At 70.9% G+C, this 16851-nt stretch carries 17 protein-coding genes; 7 read left to right on the top strand and 10 right to left on the bottom strand.

Going from position 1 to position 16851, the window contains the following annotated elements:
- Positions 1-11 precede the first annotated feature (11 nt).
- Entirely contained in the window at positions 12-1205 is a 1194-nt protein-coding gene (locus LXN57_RS15220; RefSeq protein ID WP_251798817.1) for an MFS transporter, read from the bottom strand.
- An 11-nt stretch (positions 1206-1216) separates the two neighbouring features.
- Entirely contained in the window at positions 1217-2680 is a 1464-nt protein-coding gene (locus LXN57_RS15215) for an alpha/beta hydrolase (RefSeq protein WP_251798816.1), read from the bottom strand.
- A gap of 78 nt (positions 2681-2758) precedes the next feature.
- On the opposite strand from LXN57_RS15215, the gene LXN57_RS15210 reads away from it, so the two are divergent.
- Positions 2759-3880: a PQQ-dependent sugar dehydrogenase gene (locus LXN57_RS15210; RefSeq protein ID WP_251798815.1), complete on the top strand. Its 1122-nt coding sequence runs from the start codon at positions 2759-2761 to the stop codon at positions 3878-3880.
- Between the two features lie 56 nt (positions 3881-3936).
- Here the strand turns inward: LXN57_RS15210 and LXN57_RS15205 are convergent, their stop codons facing one another.
- The 4 genes from LXN57_RS15205 to LXN57_RS15190 form a co-directional block, all read right to left on the bottom strand.
- Positions 3937-4188, bottom strand: coding sequence for a hypothetical protein (locus tag LXN57_RS15205; RefSeq protein WP_251798814.1), 252 nt, complete (start codon positions 4186-4188; stop codon positions 3937-3939).
- A gap of 86 nt (positions 4189-4274) precedes the next feature.
- Entirely contained in the window at positions 4275-4565 is a 291-nt protein-coding gene (locus LXN57_RS15200; protein WP_251798813.1) for a hypothetical protein, read from the bottom strand.
- A gap of 12 nt (positions 4566-4577) precedes the next feature.
- Positions 4578-6248: a sodium:solute symporter family protein gene (locus LXN57_RS15195; protein WP_251798812.1), complete on the bottom strand. Its 1671-nt coding sequence runs from the start codon at positions 6246-6248 to the stop codon at positions 4578-4580.
- An 89-nt stretch (positions 6249-6337) separates the two neighbouring features.
- Positions 6338-6994 carry an HAD family hydrolase gene (locus tag LXN57_RS15190; protein ID WP_251798811.1) on the bottom strand — a complete coding sequence of 219 codons (657 nt, stop codon included), beginning with the start codon at positions 6992-6994 and terminating at the stop codon, positions 6338-6340.
- Between the two features lie 336 nt (positions 6995-7330).
- On the opposite strand from LXN57_RS15190, the gene LXN57_RS15185 reads away from it, so the two are divergent.
- On the top strand, positions 7331-8593 hold the full coding sequence (locus tag LXN57_RS15185; protein WP_251798810.1) for a glycosyltransferase family 2 protein: 1263 nt from the start codon (positions 7331-7333) through the stop codon (positions 8591-8593).
- On the opposite strand, the gene fgd is transcribed toward LXN57_RS15185, so the two are convergent.
- A complete protein-coding gene (gene fgd / locus LXN57_RS15180) occupies positions 8590-9588 on the bottom strand; it encodes a glucose-6-phosphate dehydrogenase (coenzyme-F420) (protein ID WP_251798809.1) in 999 nt (332 codons plus the stop codon). The two genes, LXN57_RS15185 and fgd, sit on opposite strands and share 4 nt — an antisense overlap.
- Before the next feature lie 9 nt (positions 9589-9597).
- Positions 9598-11448, bottom strand: coding sequence for a sigma-70 family RNA polymerase sigma factor (locus LXN57_RS15175; RefSeq protein ID WP_251798808.1), 1851 nt, complete (start codon positions 11446-11448; stop codon positions 9598-9600).
- Positions 11449-11609: 161 nt separating this feature from the next.
- On the opposite strand from LXN57_RS15175, the gene LXN57_RS15170 reads away from it, so the two are divergent.
- From LXN57_RS15170 to LXN57_RS15160, 3 genes are all read left to right on the top strand, one after another.
- A complete protein-coding gene (locus tag LXN57_RS15170) occupies positions 11610-12002 on the top strand; it encodes an ATP-binding protein (protein WP_251798807.1) in 393 nt (130 codons plus the stop codon).
- A gap of 92 nt (positions 12003-12094) precedes the next feature.
- A complete protein-coding gene (locus tag LXN57_RS15165; protein WP_251798806.1) occupies positions 12095-13237 on the top strand; it encodes a PP2C family protein-serine/threonine phosphatase in 1143 nt (380 codons plus the stop codon).
- A 66-nt stretch (positions 13238-13303) separates the two neighbouring features.
- Positions 13304-13762 carry a MarR family winged helix-turn-helix transcriptional regulator gene (locus LXN57_RS15160; protein WP_251798805.1) on the top strand — a complete coding sequence of 153 codons (459 nt, stop codon included), beginning with the start codon at positions 13304-13306 and terminating at the stop codon, positions 13760-13762.
- Positions 13763-13841: 79 nt separating this feature from the next.
- Here the strand turns inward: LXN57_RS15160 and LXN57_RS15155 are convergent, their stop codons facing one another.
- Positions 13842-14195 (bottom strand): histone-like nucleoid-structuring protein Lsr2, encoded by a 354-nt coding sequence (locus LXN57_RS15155; protein WP_251798869.1) that lies wholly within the window; start codon positions 14193-14195, stop codon positions 13842-13844.
- A 234-nt stretch (positions 14196-14429) separates the two neighbouring features.
- On the opposite strand from LXN57_RS15155, the gene LXN57_RS15150 reads away from it, so the two are divergent.
- Both LXN57_RS15150 and LXN57_RS15145 read left to right on the top strand, forming a co-directional pair.
- The gene (locus LXN57_RS15150; protein WP_221377811.1) at positions 14430-14858 is read left to right on the top strand and encodes a hypothetical protein; all 429 of its coding nucleotides are present in this window, start codon (positions 14430-14432) and stop codon (positions 14856-14858) included.
- Positions 14858-16102 carry a D-alanyl-D-alanine carboxypeptidase family protein gene (locus LXN57_RS15145; RefSeq protein WP_438872876.1) on the top strand — a complete coding sequence of 415 codons (1245 nt, stop codon included), beginning with the start codon at positions 14858-14860 and terminating at the stop codon, positions 16100-16102. The genes LXN57_RS15150 and LXN57_RS15145 overlap by 1 nt, the downstream gene beginning before the upstream one ends.
- An 8-nt stretch (positions 16103-16110) precedes the next feature.
- Here LXN57_RS15145 and LXN57_RS15140 read toward each other — a convergent pair whose 3' ends face one another.
- Positions 16111-16626: a DUF456 domain-containing protein gene (locus LXN57_RS15140; RefSeq protein WP_251798803.1), complete on the bottom strand. Its 516-nt coding sequence runs from the start codon at positions 16624-16626 to the stop codon at positions 16111-16113.
- Between the last annotated feature and the right edge of the window lie 225 nt (positions 16627-16851).

Here is a 16851-nt window from a genome sequence, read left to right as displayed (position 1 = left end):
GAGGTGACGATCTAGTTAGCCTGGCTAACGATACTATCCGCCGGTTCGGTCGCCGGAGTGACGCGGCACACCAGAACGACGGCGATCGCACCCAGCACCTGGCAGGCCGCCACCGCGGCGAGCAGAGCGGGGGCGCCGAGGCCCGCCGCCAGCCCGGCCCCGGCGGCCCCGGCCGCAGCCGCGGTGACCTTGAGCCCGGCGCCGAGCGTGAACACCTGCGTGCGGAGGCCGGGCGGGGACTCCTGGTCGCGGACGGCGAAGACAGCGACCGACACCGGGACGCCCAGCCCACCGGCGAGCGCGAAGAACGGCAGGCCGATCCAGCCGCCGGGCAGAAAGATCAGGATCAGGAGCGGCGCCGCGCTGAGACCCAGCGAGACGGCCACCACCCACTCCGGCCGCCACCGGCGGATCGGCCGGCGGGTCAGCAGCAGCGAGCCGGCCAGCCCGCCGGCCGCGCCCGCCGACAGGATCACGCCGGTCAGCTCGGGCCGGTTCTGCTGTGCCGCCAGCAGGGCCGCGACCAGCGGCAGGGCGCCGACGCCGACCATGCTGAAGATCGTGCCGGCGGTGACCGCGCCCAGCCTCGGGCGCCGCCACATCAGCCCGAGCGCCGCGAACGGTGAGGCGAGCCGCCTCGGCCCCGTGCCCACCGGCAACGGCAGTGTGATCACCAGCGCCGCCGAGATCACCACCAGCGAGGCCAGTCCGGCCGTGGCCCAGGCTGCCCCGGCCAGCCCGGCCAGCACCGCGGCCAGGGCGGGCCCGGCGATCCCGGCCACGCTGTACGACATCACGTCGAGCCCGAACGCCCGCTCCAGCCGCCCCGGCACGAGGTCGCCGAGCAGGCTGCTCAGCCCGCCGATCAGCAGCGGGGCGACGCAGCCGGCCACGATCAGCGCCGCCACCGCTCCCGCCGTGGACCGGCCCACCAGCAGCGCGGCGGCGCCCAGACAAGCGGCGTAGGTAAGGTAGGCGACCGCATAGAGCAGGCGACGGTTGCGGGCCGCGTCGGCGAACGAGCCGACGAGCGGCGCCGCCAGCACGTGCGGCACCATCAGCGCGGCGATCAGCCCGCCGGCCAGCGAGGTGCTGCCGGTGCGGTCGAGCACGAGCAGCAGGATCGCCACCCGGGCGCCCTCGTCGGCCAGGCGGGCACAGACCGCCACGCCCAGATAGCGGGCCAGGACGACAGAGGACGACACGTGAGCAGAAGCTACCCGACGCCGAACGGAGGCGGCTCGACCGCCGGGCAGCGCGTGCCGGCCGCCACCAGCGCTCCGGTGAGCAGATACCGGTCGACCGCGGCGGACACGCACGGGCTCTTCTTGTAGACGACGTGACCCCAGCCGTCGTAGGTGAGCAACCGCGCCGACGGGCCGAGCCGCGCGGTCACCTGCTGCGCCCACGCGTAGGCGGTGGCCGGGTCGTGCACCGAGTTGACCAGCAGGGCCGACGCCGGGCCGGTCAGCGGCGGCACCGGGCGCTGCGGGTTGTCCGGTGGCGAGGGCCAGCCCAGGCAACCGGCGACAGCGGTCATGGCGAGCGGCGAGACCAGCATCTGCGGCGCGGAGGCGGCCGGCGCCCGCAGGCGGCGCTGGAGGTCGGCGTAGCCGGTGACCGGGAAGCGCCAGTCCTCGCAGAAGACCGGCGCGAAGCTGTGGTCGATGAGGTCGATCGCCGGCGCGGCTCTCGGGGCGGCCCGGCGGCCGGTCATCATCGCGTCGCGCAGGTAGTAGGCGAACGAATACCACTGCGGGTCGTAGAACGCGGTGAACGCGGCCATGGTCAGCTGGGCGGCGCCGAGCTTGTTGGGCGGGTCGTACGGGTTGATCAGCTGACCGGCCCGGGCCCGGGCCAGCGCGGCGACGAAGAGCTTCGGGATGTTCTGGCCGCGCAGCACACACTTCTGGTCGCGGGCGCACCACTTCACGAACTCGTCGAACGAGTCCTGGGCGGCCGCGGTCTCCTGCACGAGGAAACGGTCGAGATCGGCGCTGTGGTCCATCACGCCGTCGAGCACCAGGCCGCGCAGCCGGTCGGGGTAGCGCTCGGCGTACTGCTGGCCGAGCAACGTGCCGTACGAGGCGCCGTAGAACGTGATCTTCTGCTCGCCCAGGGCCCCGCGGACGGTGTCCAGGTCGCGCGCGACGGCGGCCGTGTCGACATGGCCGAAGACCGGGCCGCTGCGGGCGGCGCAGTCGGCGGCCAGCTTGCGGTTGTACGCGAGCATGGCGGCGTACTGCTGCTCCGACTCGATCAGCACGGACGGTTGCGTGTCGACCAGGTCGCGCGAGCAGAGCACGGGCGAGCTGCGCCCCACCCCGCGCGGGTCCATCCCGACGATGTCGAACCTCGCGCGCACCTCCGCGCCGAAGAACGAGTAGGCGTTGAACGTGAAGTCGACGGCCGATCCGCCCGGTCCGCCCGGGTTGACCAGCAGCGTGCCGATCCGGCGGGCGGGGTCGCCGGCCGGGCGGCGCGCCATGGTCAGCGTGATCGCCGGGCCGGTCGGGCGGGCGTGGTCGGCCGGGACCTTGATAGTGCCGCACTGCACCCCGGCGTCCTCGGGGCAGGCGGCCCAGGTGATCCTCGGGGCCGCCGGACGGGCGTGGACGGGCAGGGCCCCGTACGCCAGCAGGGTGACCACCGCGAGGGCCGCGGCCGGGAGAGCTCGCACCCCGCCCATCCTGGCCGCCACGAAGATCATGAGTGCGGTAATCAGGTGAAGTTCAGCGTGCCGTGGCACCGTTGGGCGATGAAACCCGTTGCCCGGACACGTCTCGTCTTCGCCACGGCCGGCACGTTCCTCCTGGTCGCCTGCTCCGACGGCGAGGCGGCCACGCCCCGCGGCGAGACCACTTTCGCTCCGCCGCCCTCGTCGGCCGCCGCGTCCCCGTCCGCCACCGCGACCGCGGCGAAGTCGCCTGATCTCGGTAAGCCGCAGACGATCGTGAGCGGGCTCGAGGTGCCGTGGGGGCTGGCTTTCCTGCCCGACGGCTCGGCCCTGGTGAGCGAGCGCGACAGCGGCGACATCCTGCGGATCCCGGCCGGTGGCGGCGACCCGGAGCGGGTCCACCAGGTCGACGGGGTCGACGCGGGCGGCGAGGGCGGGCTGCTCGGCATCGCCGTCGACCCGGAGTACGCGCGGAACAAATACGTGTACGCCTACTTCACCGCGTCCGGCGACAACCGGATCATCCAGTTCCGGCTGGGCGACGGCAAGCCGCGGATCATCCTCGACGGCATCGACAAGGCCGGCGTCCACAACGGCGGGCGCCTGGCCTTCGGGCCCGACGGCTTCCTGTACGTGGGCACGGGCGACGCCGGCAACGGCAGCGAGTCGCAGGACCGCGACGACCTCAACGGCAAGATCCTGCGGATCACCCGGGACGGCCGGGCGGCGCCCGGCAACCCCGACGAGGGCTCCCGGGTCTGGTCGCTGGGCCACCGCAACGTGCAGGGCCTGGCCTGGGGACCGGACAAGAAGATGTACGGCATCGAGTTCGGCCAGAACACGTGGGACGAGGTCAACGTCATCCAGCCCGGCCGGAACTACGGCTGGCCCGAGGCCGAGGGCAAGGAGGGCAACAGCAGGTACGTCGACCCGCTCGTGCAGTGGAGCACCGACGAGGCCTCCCCGTCGGGGGCGGCGGTCGCCGGTGACACGCTCTACGTGGCCGGCCTGCGCGGCGAGCGGTTGTGGACAGTCCCGCTGGGCGGTGGCGAGCCCAAGGCCGAGCTCAACGGCGAGTACGGCCGGCTTCGTACGGTGGCAGTGGCGCCCGACGGCGCGCTCTGGGTAACCACCTCGAACCGTGACGGCCGGGGCGACCCGCGCGAGGGCGACGACAAGATCCTGCGATTCGCCGCCTCGTAAGAGAAGATTCGCCGCCCCGTAAGAGAAGTGGCCCGGTCACCGGACCGGGCCACTCGCTACTTGTTGTTGGGCGGCAGTTCGGGCAGGGCCGAGATCGCCGCGGCGTACTGGGCGATCTGGCGGCCGTTGGGCACCACGCCGACGGCGCGGAGCTGGTCGTGAATGGCCTGGGCGACCTGATCCTCGTTGTGACCCCGATGGGTCTGCATGATCTTGTTTACGGCGTAGTCGACACGGACCTGCTGTTGCCAGCCGGCGGTACGGTACCCGCCCGACCTGGCGTTGCTGATGGGGGCGATGGCTTCCATGCCGGGGGTATCGGTTACCCCGGCCCTGAGTCGAGAATTCGGGGGCGGTGCAACCCGATGGCTACCGGGTCACACCGCGGAGGACATCAGTCGGCCGGGGGCCGCTCGTCGTCGATGTCCGAAGGGGCGGGCGGCTCGGGCGGGTTGAGCCGCAGCCACAGCAGGAAGAGCAACCCCAGCACGAGCATGCCGATGCCCATCCACAGGTTGATCCGGACGCCCTGGGCCTTGTCGATCTCGGCCTGGGTGTCGAAGATGCCCACCACCGTGACGATCACGCCGTAGACGACGAACAATCCGCCGATCACCCGCCGCACGTCGAAGAGTTTTGCCGCCGCCGACAACTTCTTCTCGTCGACCTGGTCGTTGTCTGCCATGTCGAGGCCTCCTTACCAGACCGGGATGTACAGGGCGATGGCCAGCACGACGGCGATCGTGCCGAGCACGACGGGGTTGCGCCACCAGACCTTCTCGCCGGAGACGACCACCGTGCCGTTGCTGGTGCCGCCGAGACCGTAGACGAGGCCGCGCAGCTCGTCCTCGGGCTTCGAAGGCGTGAAGAAGGTGACCGCGACGGCCACGACGACCGCTGTCACGAAGGCCACACCGGCGCCCCAGAAGCTCTGCTCCAGCGCCGAGTTGAACGTGAGGGCGTCGGTCAGGTAGGCCACGTAGAGCGCGAGCGAGGCGAGGAAGCCCAGCAGCAGCGACCAGAAGCCGGCCCACGGCGTCATCCGCTTCCAGAACATGCCGACGATGAAGGTGGCGAACAGCGGCGCGTTGAAGAGCGAGAACAGCTGCTGGATGTACTCCATGATGTTGCCGTAGCCGGAGGCGATGAACGCCGTGCCGATACCGATGATCACACCGCCGATCGTGGCGTAGCGGCCGATCCGCAGGTAGTACTCGTCGCTGCGGCCCTTCTTGATGTAGGCCTGCCAGATGTCGTACGTGAAGACGGTGTTGAAGCCGCTGACGTTGGCCGCCATGCCGGCCATGAACGAGGCCAGCAGACCGGTGACCGCGACGCCCAGCACGCCGTTGGGCAGCAGATCCTCCATCAGCAGGGGGATCGCGTTGTTGTAGGTGAGGTCGCCCTCCTTGGCCCCGAGCCCGGTGATCGTGACGGCCGCGATCAGACCCGGGATCACGGTCACGCCGGGGATCAGCAGCTTGGGGAAGGCAGCGATGATCGGCGTACGGCGGGCCGCGTTCATGTTCTTGGCCGAGAGCGCGCGCTGCACCTCGGCGAAGTTGGTCGTCCAGTAGCCGAACGACAGCACGAAGCCCAGGCCGAAGAGGATGCCGATCCAGTTGGCGCCGAGCGGGTTGTCGGCGCTGTTGCCGGTGTTCGACCAGGTGTGCAGGGCGGCGTCGCCGAGCGGGCCGCTGCGGACCGCGTCGAACAGGCCGTCGATGCCGCCGACCTTGACCAGACCGATGATCGTGAGCGGGATCAGGCCGGCCAGGATGACGAAGAACTGCAGCACCTCGTTGTAGATCGCCGACGAGAGGCCACCGATCGTGATGTAGGTCAGCACGATCGCGGCCCCGACGACGATCGACACCCAGAGCTCCCAGCCGAGCAGCGCGTCCAGAATCAGCGCGAGCGCGAAGAGGTTCACGCCGGCGATGAGGACCTGCGCGACGGCGAAGCTGATCGCGTTGAAGATGTGCGTCGGCTTGTTGAAGCGCCGCTTCAGGAACTCGGGGACACTGCGCACCTTGGAGCCGTAGTAGAACGGCATCATCACGATGCCGAGGAACACCATGGCCGGCACCGCGCCGATCCAGTAGTAGTGCAGCGTGAGCAGGCCGTACTGGGCGCCGTTGGCGGCCATGCCGAGGATTTCCAGCGCGCCCAGGTTGGCCGAGACGAACGCGAGGCCGGTCACCCAGGCCGGCAGCGAGCGCCCGGAGAGGAAGAAGTCGGCGCTGGTCTTGATCGCTCTTCGTGCCGCGAAGCCGACACCCAGGACGGTGCCGAAGTAGAGGATCAGGATCAGGTAGTCGATGATGTCGAGATCGAGCCTCAGCCCGCTCTCCGCGGCAAGCGCCACAGGCCACCTCCAAGGGAAAGTCGCCCGCCACCTACCCGGCGCGAGAATGTTTCACACCTGGATGTGTAATGCGTGTTAACCGTGACGAATCACCGAAGCGTGTCGATCATCTCCGCGGTGAGTTCGGCGATGTTCCGGACGACCAGTGACGCCTGGGCGAGCGCGTCCGGCGCCGGCGGATACACACCGTGCGGGACGGCGATGACGGCCAGCCCGGCGGCGGCCGCCGAGCGCAACCCGTTGCTCGAGTCCTCGACGGCGGCACAGACGGCGGGGCTCAGGCCGAGCTTCTCGGCGGCGGTGAGGTAGACGTCGGGGTACGGCTTCCCGCGAGGCACCTCCTCGGTGGAGAGCGTGACCCGGAAGGCGTCGGTCAGGCCGGCCGTCTCGAGCACCTGGTCGATCAGGATGCGGGCCGACGAGCTGGCCAGGCCGAGGGGGAAGCGGGTGCCGAGACGGCGTACGGCCTCGACCGAACCGGGAATCACCGGCAGCGCGGTGCGGTAGCGCTCGGCCATCCGGCCCAGCACCTCGGCGGCGACCTGTTCGGGCGTACGCGGAACGCCGACCTCGTTCGCCAGGTGCCCGGACCATTCCGGGGTGCTCATCCCCATCATGCGGTCCTGGGTGTCGGGGAGGAATTCGCGGTCGTACTCGGCCACGTAGCCGCGCCGGACCTCCTCCCACACCTCCTCGGAGTCGATGATCACGCCGTCCAGGTCGAAGACGACCGCCTCGATGCCCATGCTCAGAACGCCTCCACGGCCGGAATGATCTCTTCAGCGCAGATCTCGAACGGCACGGGGTGTGTTTCCCGGTCGACCAGGACATACCCCGCAACCGATCAAACCCTACCCCGAAACCCCCATTCCCGTACGGAGCGTAGCGGCGACCCGGGGCCATTCGGTCCGCCCGGACCCGACGGGCGGGTGTCGCCCTCCACCGTTTCGGCGAGTTGCTGTTCGGTTGCCGACCGGTAGTTTCCTTGATCAGAAACCAGCCTGAGGAGCACCGCCATGCTTCCTTCGCCGCCTTCCGCAGCGACGAACCGGCGCCGGACAGAGTCACCCTCTGTAAGCGTCGTGATCCCCGTCCGCGATCCCGCGGCGCTGCGCCTGATGCTGCGCGGGATGCCCGGAGTGGACGAGATCGTCGTGGTGGACATCGACAGCGCCCTGCCGGAGCAGCCGGGCGCGATCCTCGTACGGCCCGGTTCGGCCGGAGCCGGCAACGCGCTGGCCTCCGGCGTCGGGGTGGCCCGGGGCGACGTGGTGGTCACCCTCAACGGGGACGGCTCGACCGACCCGGCCGAGATCCCCCGGTTCGTGGCCGCGCTGGTCGGCGGGGCCGACGTCGCCCTGGGCTCGCGTTACTCGGCCGGCGGGCGCGACCTGACCGGCGGCCGGTTCCGCCGCTGGGCCAACCTGCTGCTGATCTGGTGCCTCAACACGTTGCTGGGCACCCACCGCACCGACCCCGGTTTCGGGTACGCGGCGTTCTGGCGCGACACCGTGCCGGACCTCGGCCTCCCGGATCCTTCGCCGGGCGCGACGGCCGGCGCGGATGCCGCCTGGGGCGCGGGACCAGAGGTAGGGCCGCTGCTGGCGTTGCGGCCCGCGGTGCGCGGCCTGCGCGTCGCCGAGGTCGCCAGCGTCGCCTTCCCGCCGATCCGCCGAGCGCTGCGATCCGACCGTCCGCGGCTGCACCACTGGCTGCGGACGGCATTGCGCGAGCGGAAGACGGGCGGACGCCACGCGACCGGCGCCCCGCGGCCGCTCGTTCCACGTTCGCTGCCCGCCGTCCATGAGCTGGACCGTGGGCCGCTCGCCCCACGATCGCTGCCCGTGCTCAACCAGCAGGACCGCAACCAGCAGGACCGCCGGGCGGGGAAGACCAACGAGGCGGGCGCGGGACGACGAGCTCTCGACCGCCGCGCCGTCCAGGCCCTCGCGGCCGAACGGCAGAAGAGCGATCACACTCGCCGGCTCACCGTCGCCAAGGGCTGGGAGCAGGCCGACCGCCGCACTGTCCGCCCGCTCTGGGCGTCGTACGGGCGCGGGACGGCCGGCGCGCACCAGCTGCCGAACGCGGCTCCGCCGGTGTGGCGCGACGGTCATCCGGAACGACTCGGTGGCCCCGACACCCAGCCCCGGCCCGACTCGGCGCCGTGGCCGGACGGCGGCACGACCCAGCCCTCGTTCCGCCCGGAGATCGGCTCGCGACGGCGCCGCATCGCGGGCATCCGCCAGTCCCAGCCCGACCTGCGCGTGATCAACGGCGAGGGCGCGGGCGCGGCCACCGGCCGCCGCGCCCGCCTCCGCTCGGTGAAGAAGCCGCAGATCTAAGCGCGGTTGCGCAGCTCGGGCAGGATGCGCTCGGAGTAGAGGCGCAGGAAGCGCTCCTGGTCGGGGCCGGGCGCGTGGAACACCAGGTGCTTGAAGCCCATGTCGAGGTACTCGACGACCTTGCCCAGGTGCTCGTCGGGGTCGGACGAGCAGATCCACCGGCTGGCCGTGCGCTCGACCGGCAGGGCGTCGGAGAGCCGCTGCATCTCGATCGGGTCCTCCACCCCGGTCTTCTCGTCGGGCGAGAGGGCCAGCGCACCCCAGTGCTGGGTGTCGTTGAGCGCCTTGTCGTAGTCGTCGTCGAAGCTGACCTTGACCTCGATCATCAGGTCAAGGTCGTCGATCTTGCGACCGGCCTTCTCGGCCCCCTCGCGCACGGCGGGCAGCAACGTGTCGGTATAGAGCGCGTGGCCCTTGCCGCTGGTGGTGATGAAGCCGTCCGAGATGCGGCCGGCCAGCCGCGTGGCGGCCGGGCCGGAGGCGCCGATGTAGATCGGGACAGGCGTCTCGGGCTTGTCGTAGATGGTGGCGTTCTCGGTCTTGTAGAACTGACCCTCGTACGTCACGCGGTCTTCCGTCCAGAGCTTCTGGATCAGCAGAACGGCCTCCTTGAGGCGCGCGAACCGCTCCTTGCCGTCGGGCCACTCCAGGCCCAGCGGCACCTCGTTGAGCGACTCACCCGAGCCGACGCCGAGGATGGCCCGGCCCGGCGCGAGACAGCCGAGCGTGGCGAAGGCCTGCGCGACCACGGCCGGGTGGTACCGGAACGTGGGGGTCAGCACGCTGGTGCCGATCAGAATGCGCTCGGTGCGGGCGGCCAGCGCGCCCAGCCACGGCAACGCGGCCGGGGCGTGCCCGCCGTCGTGCCGCCACGGCTGGAGGTGGTCGCTCACGAAGACCGAGTCGAAGCCCAGTTCCTCGGCCAGCACGCCGTATCTGAGGAGTTCCACCGGCGGGAACTGTTCCGCCGAAGCCTTGTACCCGAACCGAATCATGATTCGACCTTAACCCGCGGCCCGGTACGCCTTCCCGGCCTCGGTCGGGCTGTTCCCGTCCTTGTACAGGCCGAAATCGACGCTGTCGCCCACGGCGGGCAGACCGAACCAGGCGTAACGCTCGACGAACGACCGCTTCTGCATGCCCTTGGTGCTGCCGTCGATGAAGGCGACCAGTTGCGCCTGCGTCGGGTATTTCGGCGTGCCGCTGAAGTTCATCAGGCCGTACTCGGTGACCCAGATGGGCTTGTTGTAGCGCTTGTGCACGGCGTCGACATAACCGAGGAACTGCTCGACGGCCGCACCGGAGAAGTCGGATCCGTACCAGTGCAGGGTGATGAAGTCGACGCGGTAGCCCTTCTGCTCCGCGCCGGTCATGAACCGGTCGAGCCAGCCGCCCTTGGTGTCGCCGCCGAACGCGACCGCCGGGCTGCCCAACCGCCGGCCGGTCGACTCGAGCCGGGGCCACGCGTCGAGAGCGGCCTCGACCGTCATGTTGGCCTGACCGCCCATGTCGGGCTCGTTGAACCCCAGGAGGACATCGCCCTCCTTCTTGGCCTCGGCCAGGGTGGCGTCGGTGACGTTCTTCTGGCCCCAGATCATGGGCACGAACTCGACGTCGGCCGGCCCGGGCATGCTGCGGTTGGTGGACGACCAGTTGTAGTACCAGCTCGCCCCGACGTCGTCGAGGGCCGCCTTGGCCGGGGCGAACTCCCAGACGCCGACGCCCTTCTTCTTGCTCGCCTTGGCGGTGATCACCACCGGCGCCTTGGTGGTCGGCTCGGGCTTGGGCTTCTGCGTCGTCGGCTTCGGCGTGGGCTTCTTCGACGGGGCCGGCGCGGCGCTCGTGGGAGTCACCCTGGGCGGCGCGACCACGGCCGCGGTGGTGACCGGCGGCGGGTCGGACTGCTGGGTGACCACCACGGCGGCGGCCCCACCGGCGACGGCGGTGGTCGACAGCGCGGCCGTGAGCACCTTGCGGGAAAGGCTGAAGCCGACCTTGGCCGCGACGTGTTTGGCGCTGATCGCGGCGCCGGTCTTCGCGGCGCCGGCCGTCGCGCCGGCCTTGGCCGCGCCGAGCGAGGCCAGCGCGCCCTTCCCGAACAGGCCGGCGGGCAGCGGGACCAGAGCCATCCCGGCCAGCAGGCGCTCGGCCGCGACCAGGCCGTTCCAGGAGGGCGAGCAGGAACGGCACTCGCGGGTGTGCCGGGCGATGCGCTTGCGCCAGAGCGGGCTGGGCCGCCCGTCCCACTCGACGGTGAGCATCTGCAGCTCGGCGCAGGGCGGGCTGGCGGTGAGCGCCCGCACCACGACCCGGGCCGTCTCGAGCTGGCCCTTCATGCGCTGGATGCGGACGGCGGCGTGCTGGCGGGTCACCTCGGTGGCCTCGACGATCTCGTCGCGGGTCAGCTCGCCCGAGGCTTCCAGCCACCACAGCGACAGCAGTTCGCGATTGTCCTCGTCGAGCCAGCGGGTGGCCTCGGCGGTCTCGCGGCGCTGGCCGCTGAGCTCGAGCCGGGTGATCGCCAGGTCGGTGAAGTCGGCGCCGGGATCGCGGACGTCCTCATGGACAAGCGGCTCGGGGGCGCCGCGGCGGGCCCGGAAGCGCTCGCGCACCTGCCGCACGGTGATCGCCACCAGCCACGACCGGAACGCCTCGGGCTCGCGCAGGTCGCCCAGGTTGCGCAACACGCGCAGCATGACGTCCTGCACCACGTCGTCGACGTCGGCGTGGCCCTCGAGCGCCCGCCCCACGATCGTGTAGACCAGTGGCAGGTAGCCGGCGACCAGCCGGTCGACCGCCACCGGATCGCCGCCACGCGCGGCGATCACGACCGAGATGTCGGGTTGTTCCGCCATTGTCCAACCTTCCCGAGGGACTCCCATACCGATGGCCAACCGGCCACGGGAAGGGAGACGTCCGTGCCACCCCTGGATAACACGTATTCTCGTGATGATCGGATGAGGCGGTGCGCCGCAAGCCACGATTAGCGGCCGGGCGGAGCGGGCACCACAGGACCATGCGTATGACAGTCCGGCTGGATCTGCCCCGTGAAGCGGGCAGCGTGCCCACCGTCCGCCGGCTGCTGCGTTCCACCCTCGCCGTGCTGCGCATCGACCACGAGGCCCAGGACGACCTCGAGATCGCGGTCACCGAGGCCTGCTCGAACGTCGTCCGGCACGCGACCGGCGCCGACATGTTCGAGGTCTGCCTGGACGTCGGCGACGACCACTGCTCGATCGACGTGCTCGACAACGGCCCCGGATTCGATCCGGACCAGGTCGGACCGTCGAAAGCCGGCAGCGAGAGCGGCCGGGGGCTGGAGCTGATCAAGGCCCTGGGCGAGAACGTCCGCATGCACTCCGTGCCGAGGAACGGCAGCTTGATCCACTTCGAGAAGTCGTTCGCCTAGGCACCTGGCGCCGGAGTCCCGGAAGCACCGCATATGATGCTTGCTCTTCGGCAACTATTGCCCTGCCCACGTCTTCGCGGAGAGGAGATCGAGTGTCCGTTCGTCCGGCTTCCGTCGGCACGTTCCTGCGCGCAGCGCCACCCGACCGACTTCCCGAGGTGGTGGCCCAGCATCTGCGCACCTGGTTTCCCGTCGACGACGTGGAACTGTTTCTCAGCGACCTGACCATGACCGCGCTCTGGCCCGTCATCGACCCCGACGCCGCGGCCGGCGGCCCGCTCGCGCAGCGTTGTTTCGGCAGCCAGCAGCCGGTCACCGACAACGGCACGGGCACCGTGCTGCTGCCGCTCACGACGTGGGGCGACCGGCTGGGCGTCCTGTACATCCGGTTCACCAGCACTCCCGAGCGGGAGACACTGGCCGAGCTCGCCTCGGTGGCCGACGAGCTGGCCATCGCTCTGCGCGCCGCCGACAAGGACACCGACCGCTACCGCCAGGTGGCGCGGCGGCAGCGCCTGACCATGGCCGCCGAGTTGCAGTGGGAACTGCTGCCCGGCCGCTCGCTCGGCGGCGAACGGTTCCGCCTGGCCGGTCAGCTCGACCCGGCGTACGCGATGTACGGCGACCACTACGACTGGTCCGTCACCGACGACCGGCTCACCCTCACCGTGCTCAACGGCGACGGCGACGGCATCGAGGCCGCCCTGCTGACGACGGTCGCGGTCAACGCCATGCGCAACGCCCGGCGCTCCGGGGCGAACATCGTCGAACAGTCCGAACTCGCCTCCGACGCCGTCTACTCGCGCTACGGCGGCAAGTCGCACCTGGCCACCCTGTTGCTCGAGATCGACCTGACCGGCGGCGCCGTCGAGGCGGTCGACGCCGGCTCGCCGAAGGCCCTGATCGCCCGCGAGGGCGGCATCCGTCCGGTCAGCCTGGAACAGCAGCTGCCGCTCGGGATGTTCGGCGACAGCCGCTACGAGACGCAGAAGTTCCAGCTCGAGCCGGGCGACCGCCTGCTCGTGGTGAGCGACGGCGTGCACGCGGCGACACCCGGCGGCAAGCCCCCGTACGGCGATTCCGGCCTGCTCAGCGCGTTGCGCCGGACGCGGCTGCAGCCCCCGACCGAGGCGGTGGGTACGGTGATCCGCGCGTTGCGCGATTACCACGCCGGCGCCGAAGCAGCGGACGACGCAGTGATCGTCTGTCTCGATTGGCTCCGCCGGACGGCATGAATTCGGCCGCGGGCGGGTAGGGCACTGCGCAACCGAATACGTCCGACGGACAGGAAAACAGCCGCCATGGATCGGTTCACCGATGTCGCCGCCTCCGTCGAGTCGACGGTCGGCGCGCTGGTGGCCGTGCTCGACGGCGCCGACCAGGCGCAGAACCCGAGCGTGCCGCCCGCTCAGCTGCGGGTGCTGACGGTCGTCGCACAGAACCAGCACACGAACATGAGCCGGCTGGCCGAGGCGCTCGAAGTGGTGCCGTCGTCGGCGAGCCGGCTGTGTGACCGCCTCGAGGCCACCGGGCTGCTGCGCCGGGTGCCCGACCCGCGCGACCGTCGTGAGGTGCGGCTGCTGCTCACCCCGACCGCGCGCAAACTGCTCGACCAATTGCGGGAGCGCCGCCGGCAGGCCCTGGCCGACGTGCTCGGCCGCATGTCCGCCACCGACCGCCACGAGCTCGTGCACGCGTTGCGCGCCTTTGCCGACGCCGCCGGCGGCGAGGTCGGGAACGAGACCTTGCGGACGGCCTGAAAGCTTTACTTTCGGGCAGCTGCCATTGCCCGGCCCCGCCTTTCCTCCGGCCGGGACGCAATTCGGCGCCGGCGGCGGGTCAGTGACCGTTCGCCGCGCGGTATGCCTGCGTCACGCTCTGTGGAATGCGGCCGCGCTCGGAAATCTGATGTCCGTTGGCCGTCGCCCACTCACGGATCTGGCGATTCTCGTCGCGCGAGCCGGCCGTGCGACCGGCCGGCGCACCCGCACGCCGGGGTGAGACGCGAGCAGCCGCCCGGCCGAGCCGGGTGCCCGCGTTGATGTACGGATCCAGGGCCTTACGCAGCTTCCCCGCATTGGCCTCGGAAAGGTCGATCGTGTAGTTAATGCCGTCCAGACTGAAGTCGACCGTGCGATCGGCCTTCTTTCCGTCCAGATCGTCGATCAGAGTGGTGATTACCTGGCGCGCCATGACGACTCCCGAGTCCATCCGACCAACCGCGCCCAAGTGTTGCGCGCCGCTGCCTTCGTGCGCAACTGTCCCGGCCATATTCGCATTCTTTCGCCTCGTCAATTTCCATCCGGCTGCCCCGTCCCGCCGGCGCCGAACAGACGGAAGGCGAATTATGGCCGGCGACATTCACCGGAATCACCACGGGAAAGCTCGGCTTGGCCGGTCGGCCGGGCATCACCTAGTGTCGCTGGCATGGACCGCGACGCCGACTGGCAGGAACAGCGACGGCAGGCCATCGCCGGTCACGCCGCCGCGCTCGAGGCCGGCCGGGCCGCCGAGGCCCGCGAGGCGTCGGCCCTGATCGACGACTTCGTGCGCCGGGCCGCCGAGCGTGGTTTGACACCAAATATCCTGATGGCTCGAACCTTCGACGGCCGCGCCACGTATCGAACCCATGTGCGTGGCTGGTATCTGAAGTCCAACCGCTCGGTCGCCGTGGGCGACGACGGGGAGTACTACGTGCTGACCGTGCCGGCGTCGTTGCGGGCCCGCTTCACCGGGGCCGAGCTGACCCCGAGCACGCCCCGGCTGATCGTCGGCGCGGGCGGCGGTGACGGCGAGACGGTGCCGCTGCGCCAGCTGCTCGATCAGCGTCTCGAGGCGGGAGTCTCCTGGCCTTGATCCGCCGTTCCCTGGCTGCGCTGGGCGCGGCCATGCTGATCGTCCCCCTCGCCGCCCCCACCGCCGCGCACGCGGCGGGCCGGGCGGGTGCCGCGGTCGACGTCCCCTGCCCCAAGCCGAAGGTCGCACCACCGCCCAACCGGCCACCGCGACCCGTGCCGCCGGCGGACGACCCGGTGGGCAGCGCGATCGGCGGCGACGCGCTGGCCACCCACGGCCTGGTCATTCCGGCCGGGGCCCGGCAGCCGCCCGCCGTCACGGCCACCACCTGGATGGTCGCCGACCTCGACACCGGCGAGGTGCTGGGCGGCTGCGGCCCGCACGTCTTCCAGACCCCGGCCAGCGTCCAGAAGACCCTGCTGGCCGCCACCGTGATCGACAAGCTCGACCCGAAGCAGCGGATCACCGTCGCCCGCAGCGACCTCGACATCGAACCCGGCAGCTCGGCGGTCGGCCTGGTCGTCGGCGGTCAGTACCCGATCTCCACGCTGTGGCTGGGCCTGATGCTCAACTCGGGCAACGACGCTGCCAACGCACTGGCCCGGTTGGCCGGTGGCGGCGGCCCGGACGGCGTGGCGAAGACCGTGGCGGCGATGAACGCCAACGCCAAACGCCTGGGCGCGTACCAGACCCACGCCGTCACCCCGTCCGGCCTTGACGGACCGGGCCAGTTCACCAGCGCGTACGACCTGGCTCTGATCGCCCGGGTGTGTTTCGCCAATGCCGACTTCCGCCGCTACGTACTGACGAAAAGCGCGCAGATGCCCGCCCAGCCCAAGTTGAAAAAGGGCGGCTTCCAGTTCCAGAACGAAAACAAATTGATCTTCAACTACCCGGGTGCGCTGGGGGGCAAGACGGGATTCACCACGGTGGCCAGGCACAGTTACGTCGGCGCCGCCGAACGCAACGGCCGCCGTCTGGTGGTCACCCTGCTCGGCGCCGAGGCCCGCCCCCAGCGCGGCTGGCAACAGGGCGCCGCCCTGCTCGACTGGGGCTTCGCCCAGCCCCGCGACGAATCCGTGGGCAAGCTCGTCGCCCCCGGCGACCTGGCCCCGGCCGCGCCGACGCCGAAGCCGGCGCCCGCCGCGCCCCAGGCCGCCGCGACCCGGTCCGATCGCGATGACTCGTCACAACCGTTGTCCTTTGTCGCGGCAGTCACGGTGGCCCTGGTGCTGGCCGCGACCCCGCTCCTGCTCCTGCTGACCCAGCGCCGCCGTCGGCGCCCGGGCCGCCGCACCCGCTGAGCACGACGTCAGGGCAGCTGCCAGCCTGACCAGAGCAGGCCGAAGACCCAGATGACGGCCACGGCCAGGGCCGCGGTGAACTCGATCAGCAGGGCCATGCCGGCCGCGGCGACGGCGCGCTTCGTCGAGGGCCAGGCCTGGCCGGGGCCCAGGCGCGTGCGTTCGACCAGGTAGATGCCGAGGACGAAGCCCAGCGGCAGGCCGATCACCGGAATCACGAAGAAGCCGATCACGCCGAGCAGGCCGCCGGCCAGCAGGGCCGAGTTGGGGACGCCGGCGCTCTTCAGGCGGCGGCCGGGGACCAGGTATTTGATCAAGGTGCCCAGCAGCACCACGGCGGTGGCGACGCCGAAGGTCAGCCAGCGGACCGCGACGCTGCCCTCGCCCAGCGCGGCCCACAACAGCACGCCGGCCCAGCTCAGCAGCAGGCCGGGAAGGACCGGCACCACAACCCCGACGACGCCCACGGCGATCGCCAGGCCGGCGATCAAGTTGATCACCCATCCGCTGTCGGTCAGACCCATGCGCCCAAGGTGCCAGCCCAACGCACGCACGAAAAGACACGGAGCCGAAGTCTCAACCAACCCACAGCCGCAACCGATGACTTGAGCAACAGACCCGCGGTCGCCCCGCTGATGAGGAAGCCGTCGGTTTTTCGACGTCGCGGGGTTTCTCGACTTTCGCAGTTATGCGGCGGCTAGTGCCCATGCCTGCTGGACTTGGCGGATTTCTGCGGGGGTGGGCTGAGC

The sequence above is a fragment of the Paractinoplanes hotanensis genome, from assembly GCF_023717965.1.
GTDB classification, from domain to species: Bacteria; Actinomycetota; Actinomycetes; order Mycobacteriales; family Micromonosporaceae; genus Actinoplanes; species Actinoplanes polyasparticus.
This window is presented reverse-complemented; position numbering and strand designations above follow the sequence as displayed.

Coding starts and splice junctions, on each gene's coding strand:
- LXN57_RS15210 (WP_251798815.1), top strand. CDS start 2,759: ATGAAACCCGTTGCCCGGACACGTCTCGTCTTCGCCACGGCCGGCACG.
- fgd (WP_251798809.1), bottom strand. CDS start 9,588: ATGATTCGGTTCGGGTACAAGGCTTCGGCGGAACAGTTCCCGCCGGTG.
- LXN57_RS15170 (WP_251798807.1), top strand. CDS start 11,610: ATGCGTATGACAGTCCGGCTGGATCTGCCCCGTGAAGCGGGCAGCGTG.
- LXN57_RS15155 (WP_251798869.1), bottom strand. CDS start 14,195: ATGGCGCGCCAGGTAATCACCACTCTGATCGACGATCTGGACGGAAAG.
- LXN57_RS15175 (WP_251798808.1), bottom strand. CDS start 11,448: ATGGCGGAACAACCCGACATCTCGGTCGTGATCGCCGCGCGTGGCGGC.
- LXN57_RS15140 (WP_251798803.1), bottom strand. CDS start 16,626: ATGGGTCTGACCGACAGCGGATGGGTGATCAACTTGATCGCCGGCCTG.
- LXN57_RS15200 (WP_251798813.1), bottom strand. CDS start 4,565: ATGGCAGACAACGACCAGGTCGACGAGAAGAAGTTGTCGGCGGCGGCA.
- LXN57_RS15160 (WP_251798805.1), top strand. CDS start 13,304: ATGGATCGGTTCACCGATGTCGCCGCCTCCGTCGAGTCGACGGTCGGC.
- LXN57_RS15150 (WP_221377811.1), top strand. CDS start 14,430: ATGGACCGCGACGCCGACTGGCAGGAACAGCGACGGCAGGCCATCGCC.
- LXN57_RS15190 (WP_251798811.1), bottom strand. CDS start 6,994: ATGGGCATCGAGGCGGTCGTCTTCGACCTGGACGGCGTGATCATCGAC.
- LXN57_RS15205 (WP_251798814.1), bottom strand. CDS start 4,188: ATGGAAGCCATCGCCCCCATCAGCAACGCCAGGTCGGGCGGGTACCGT.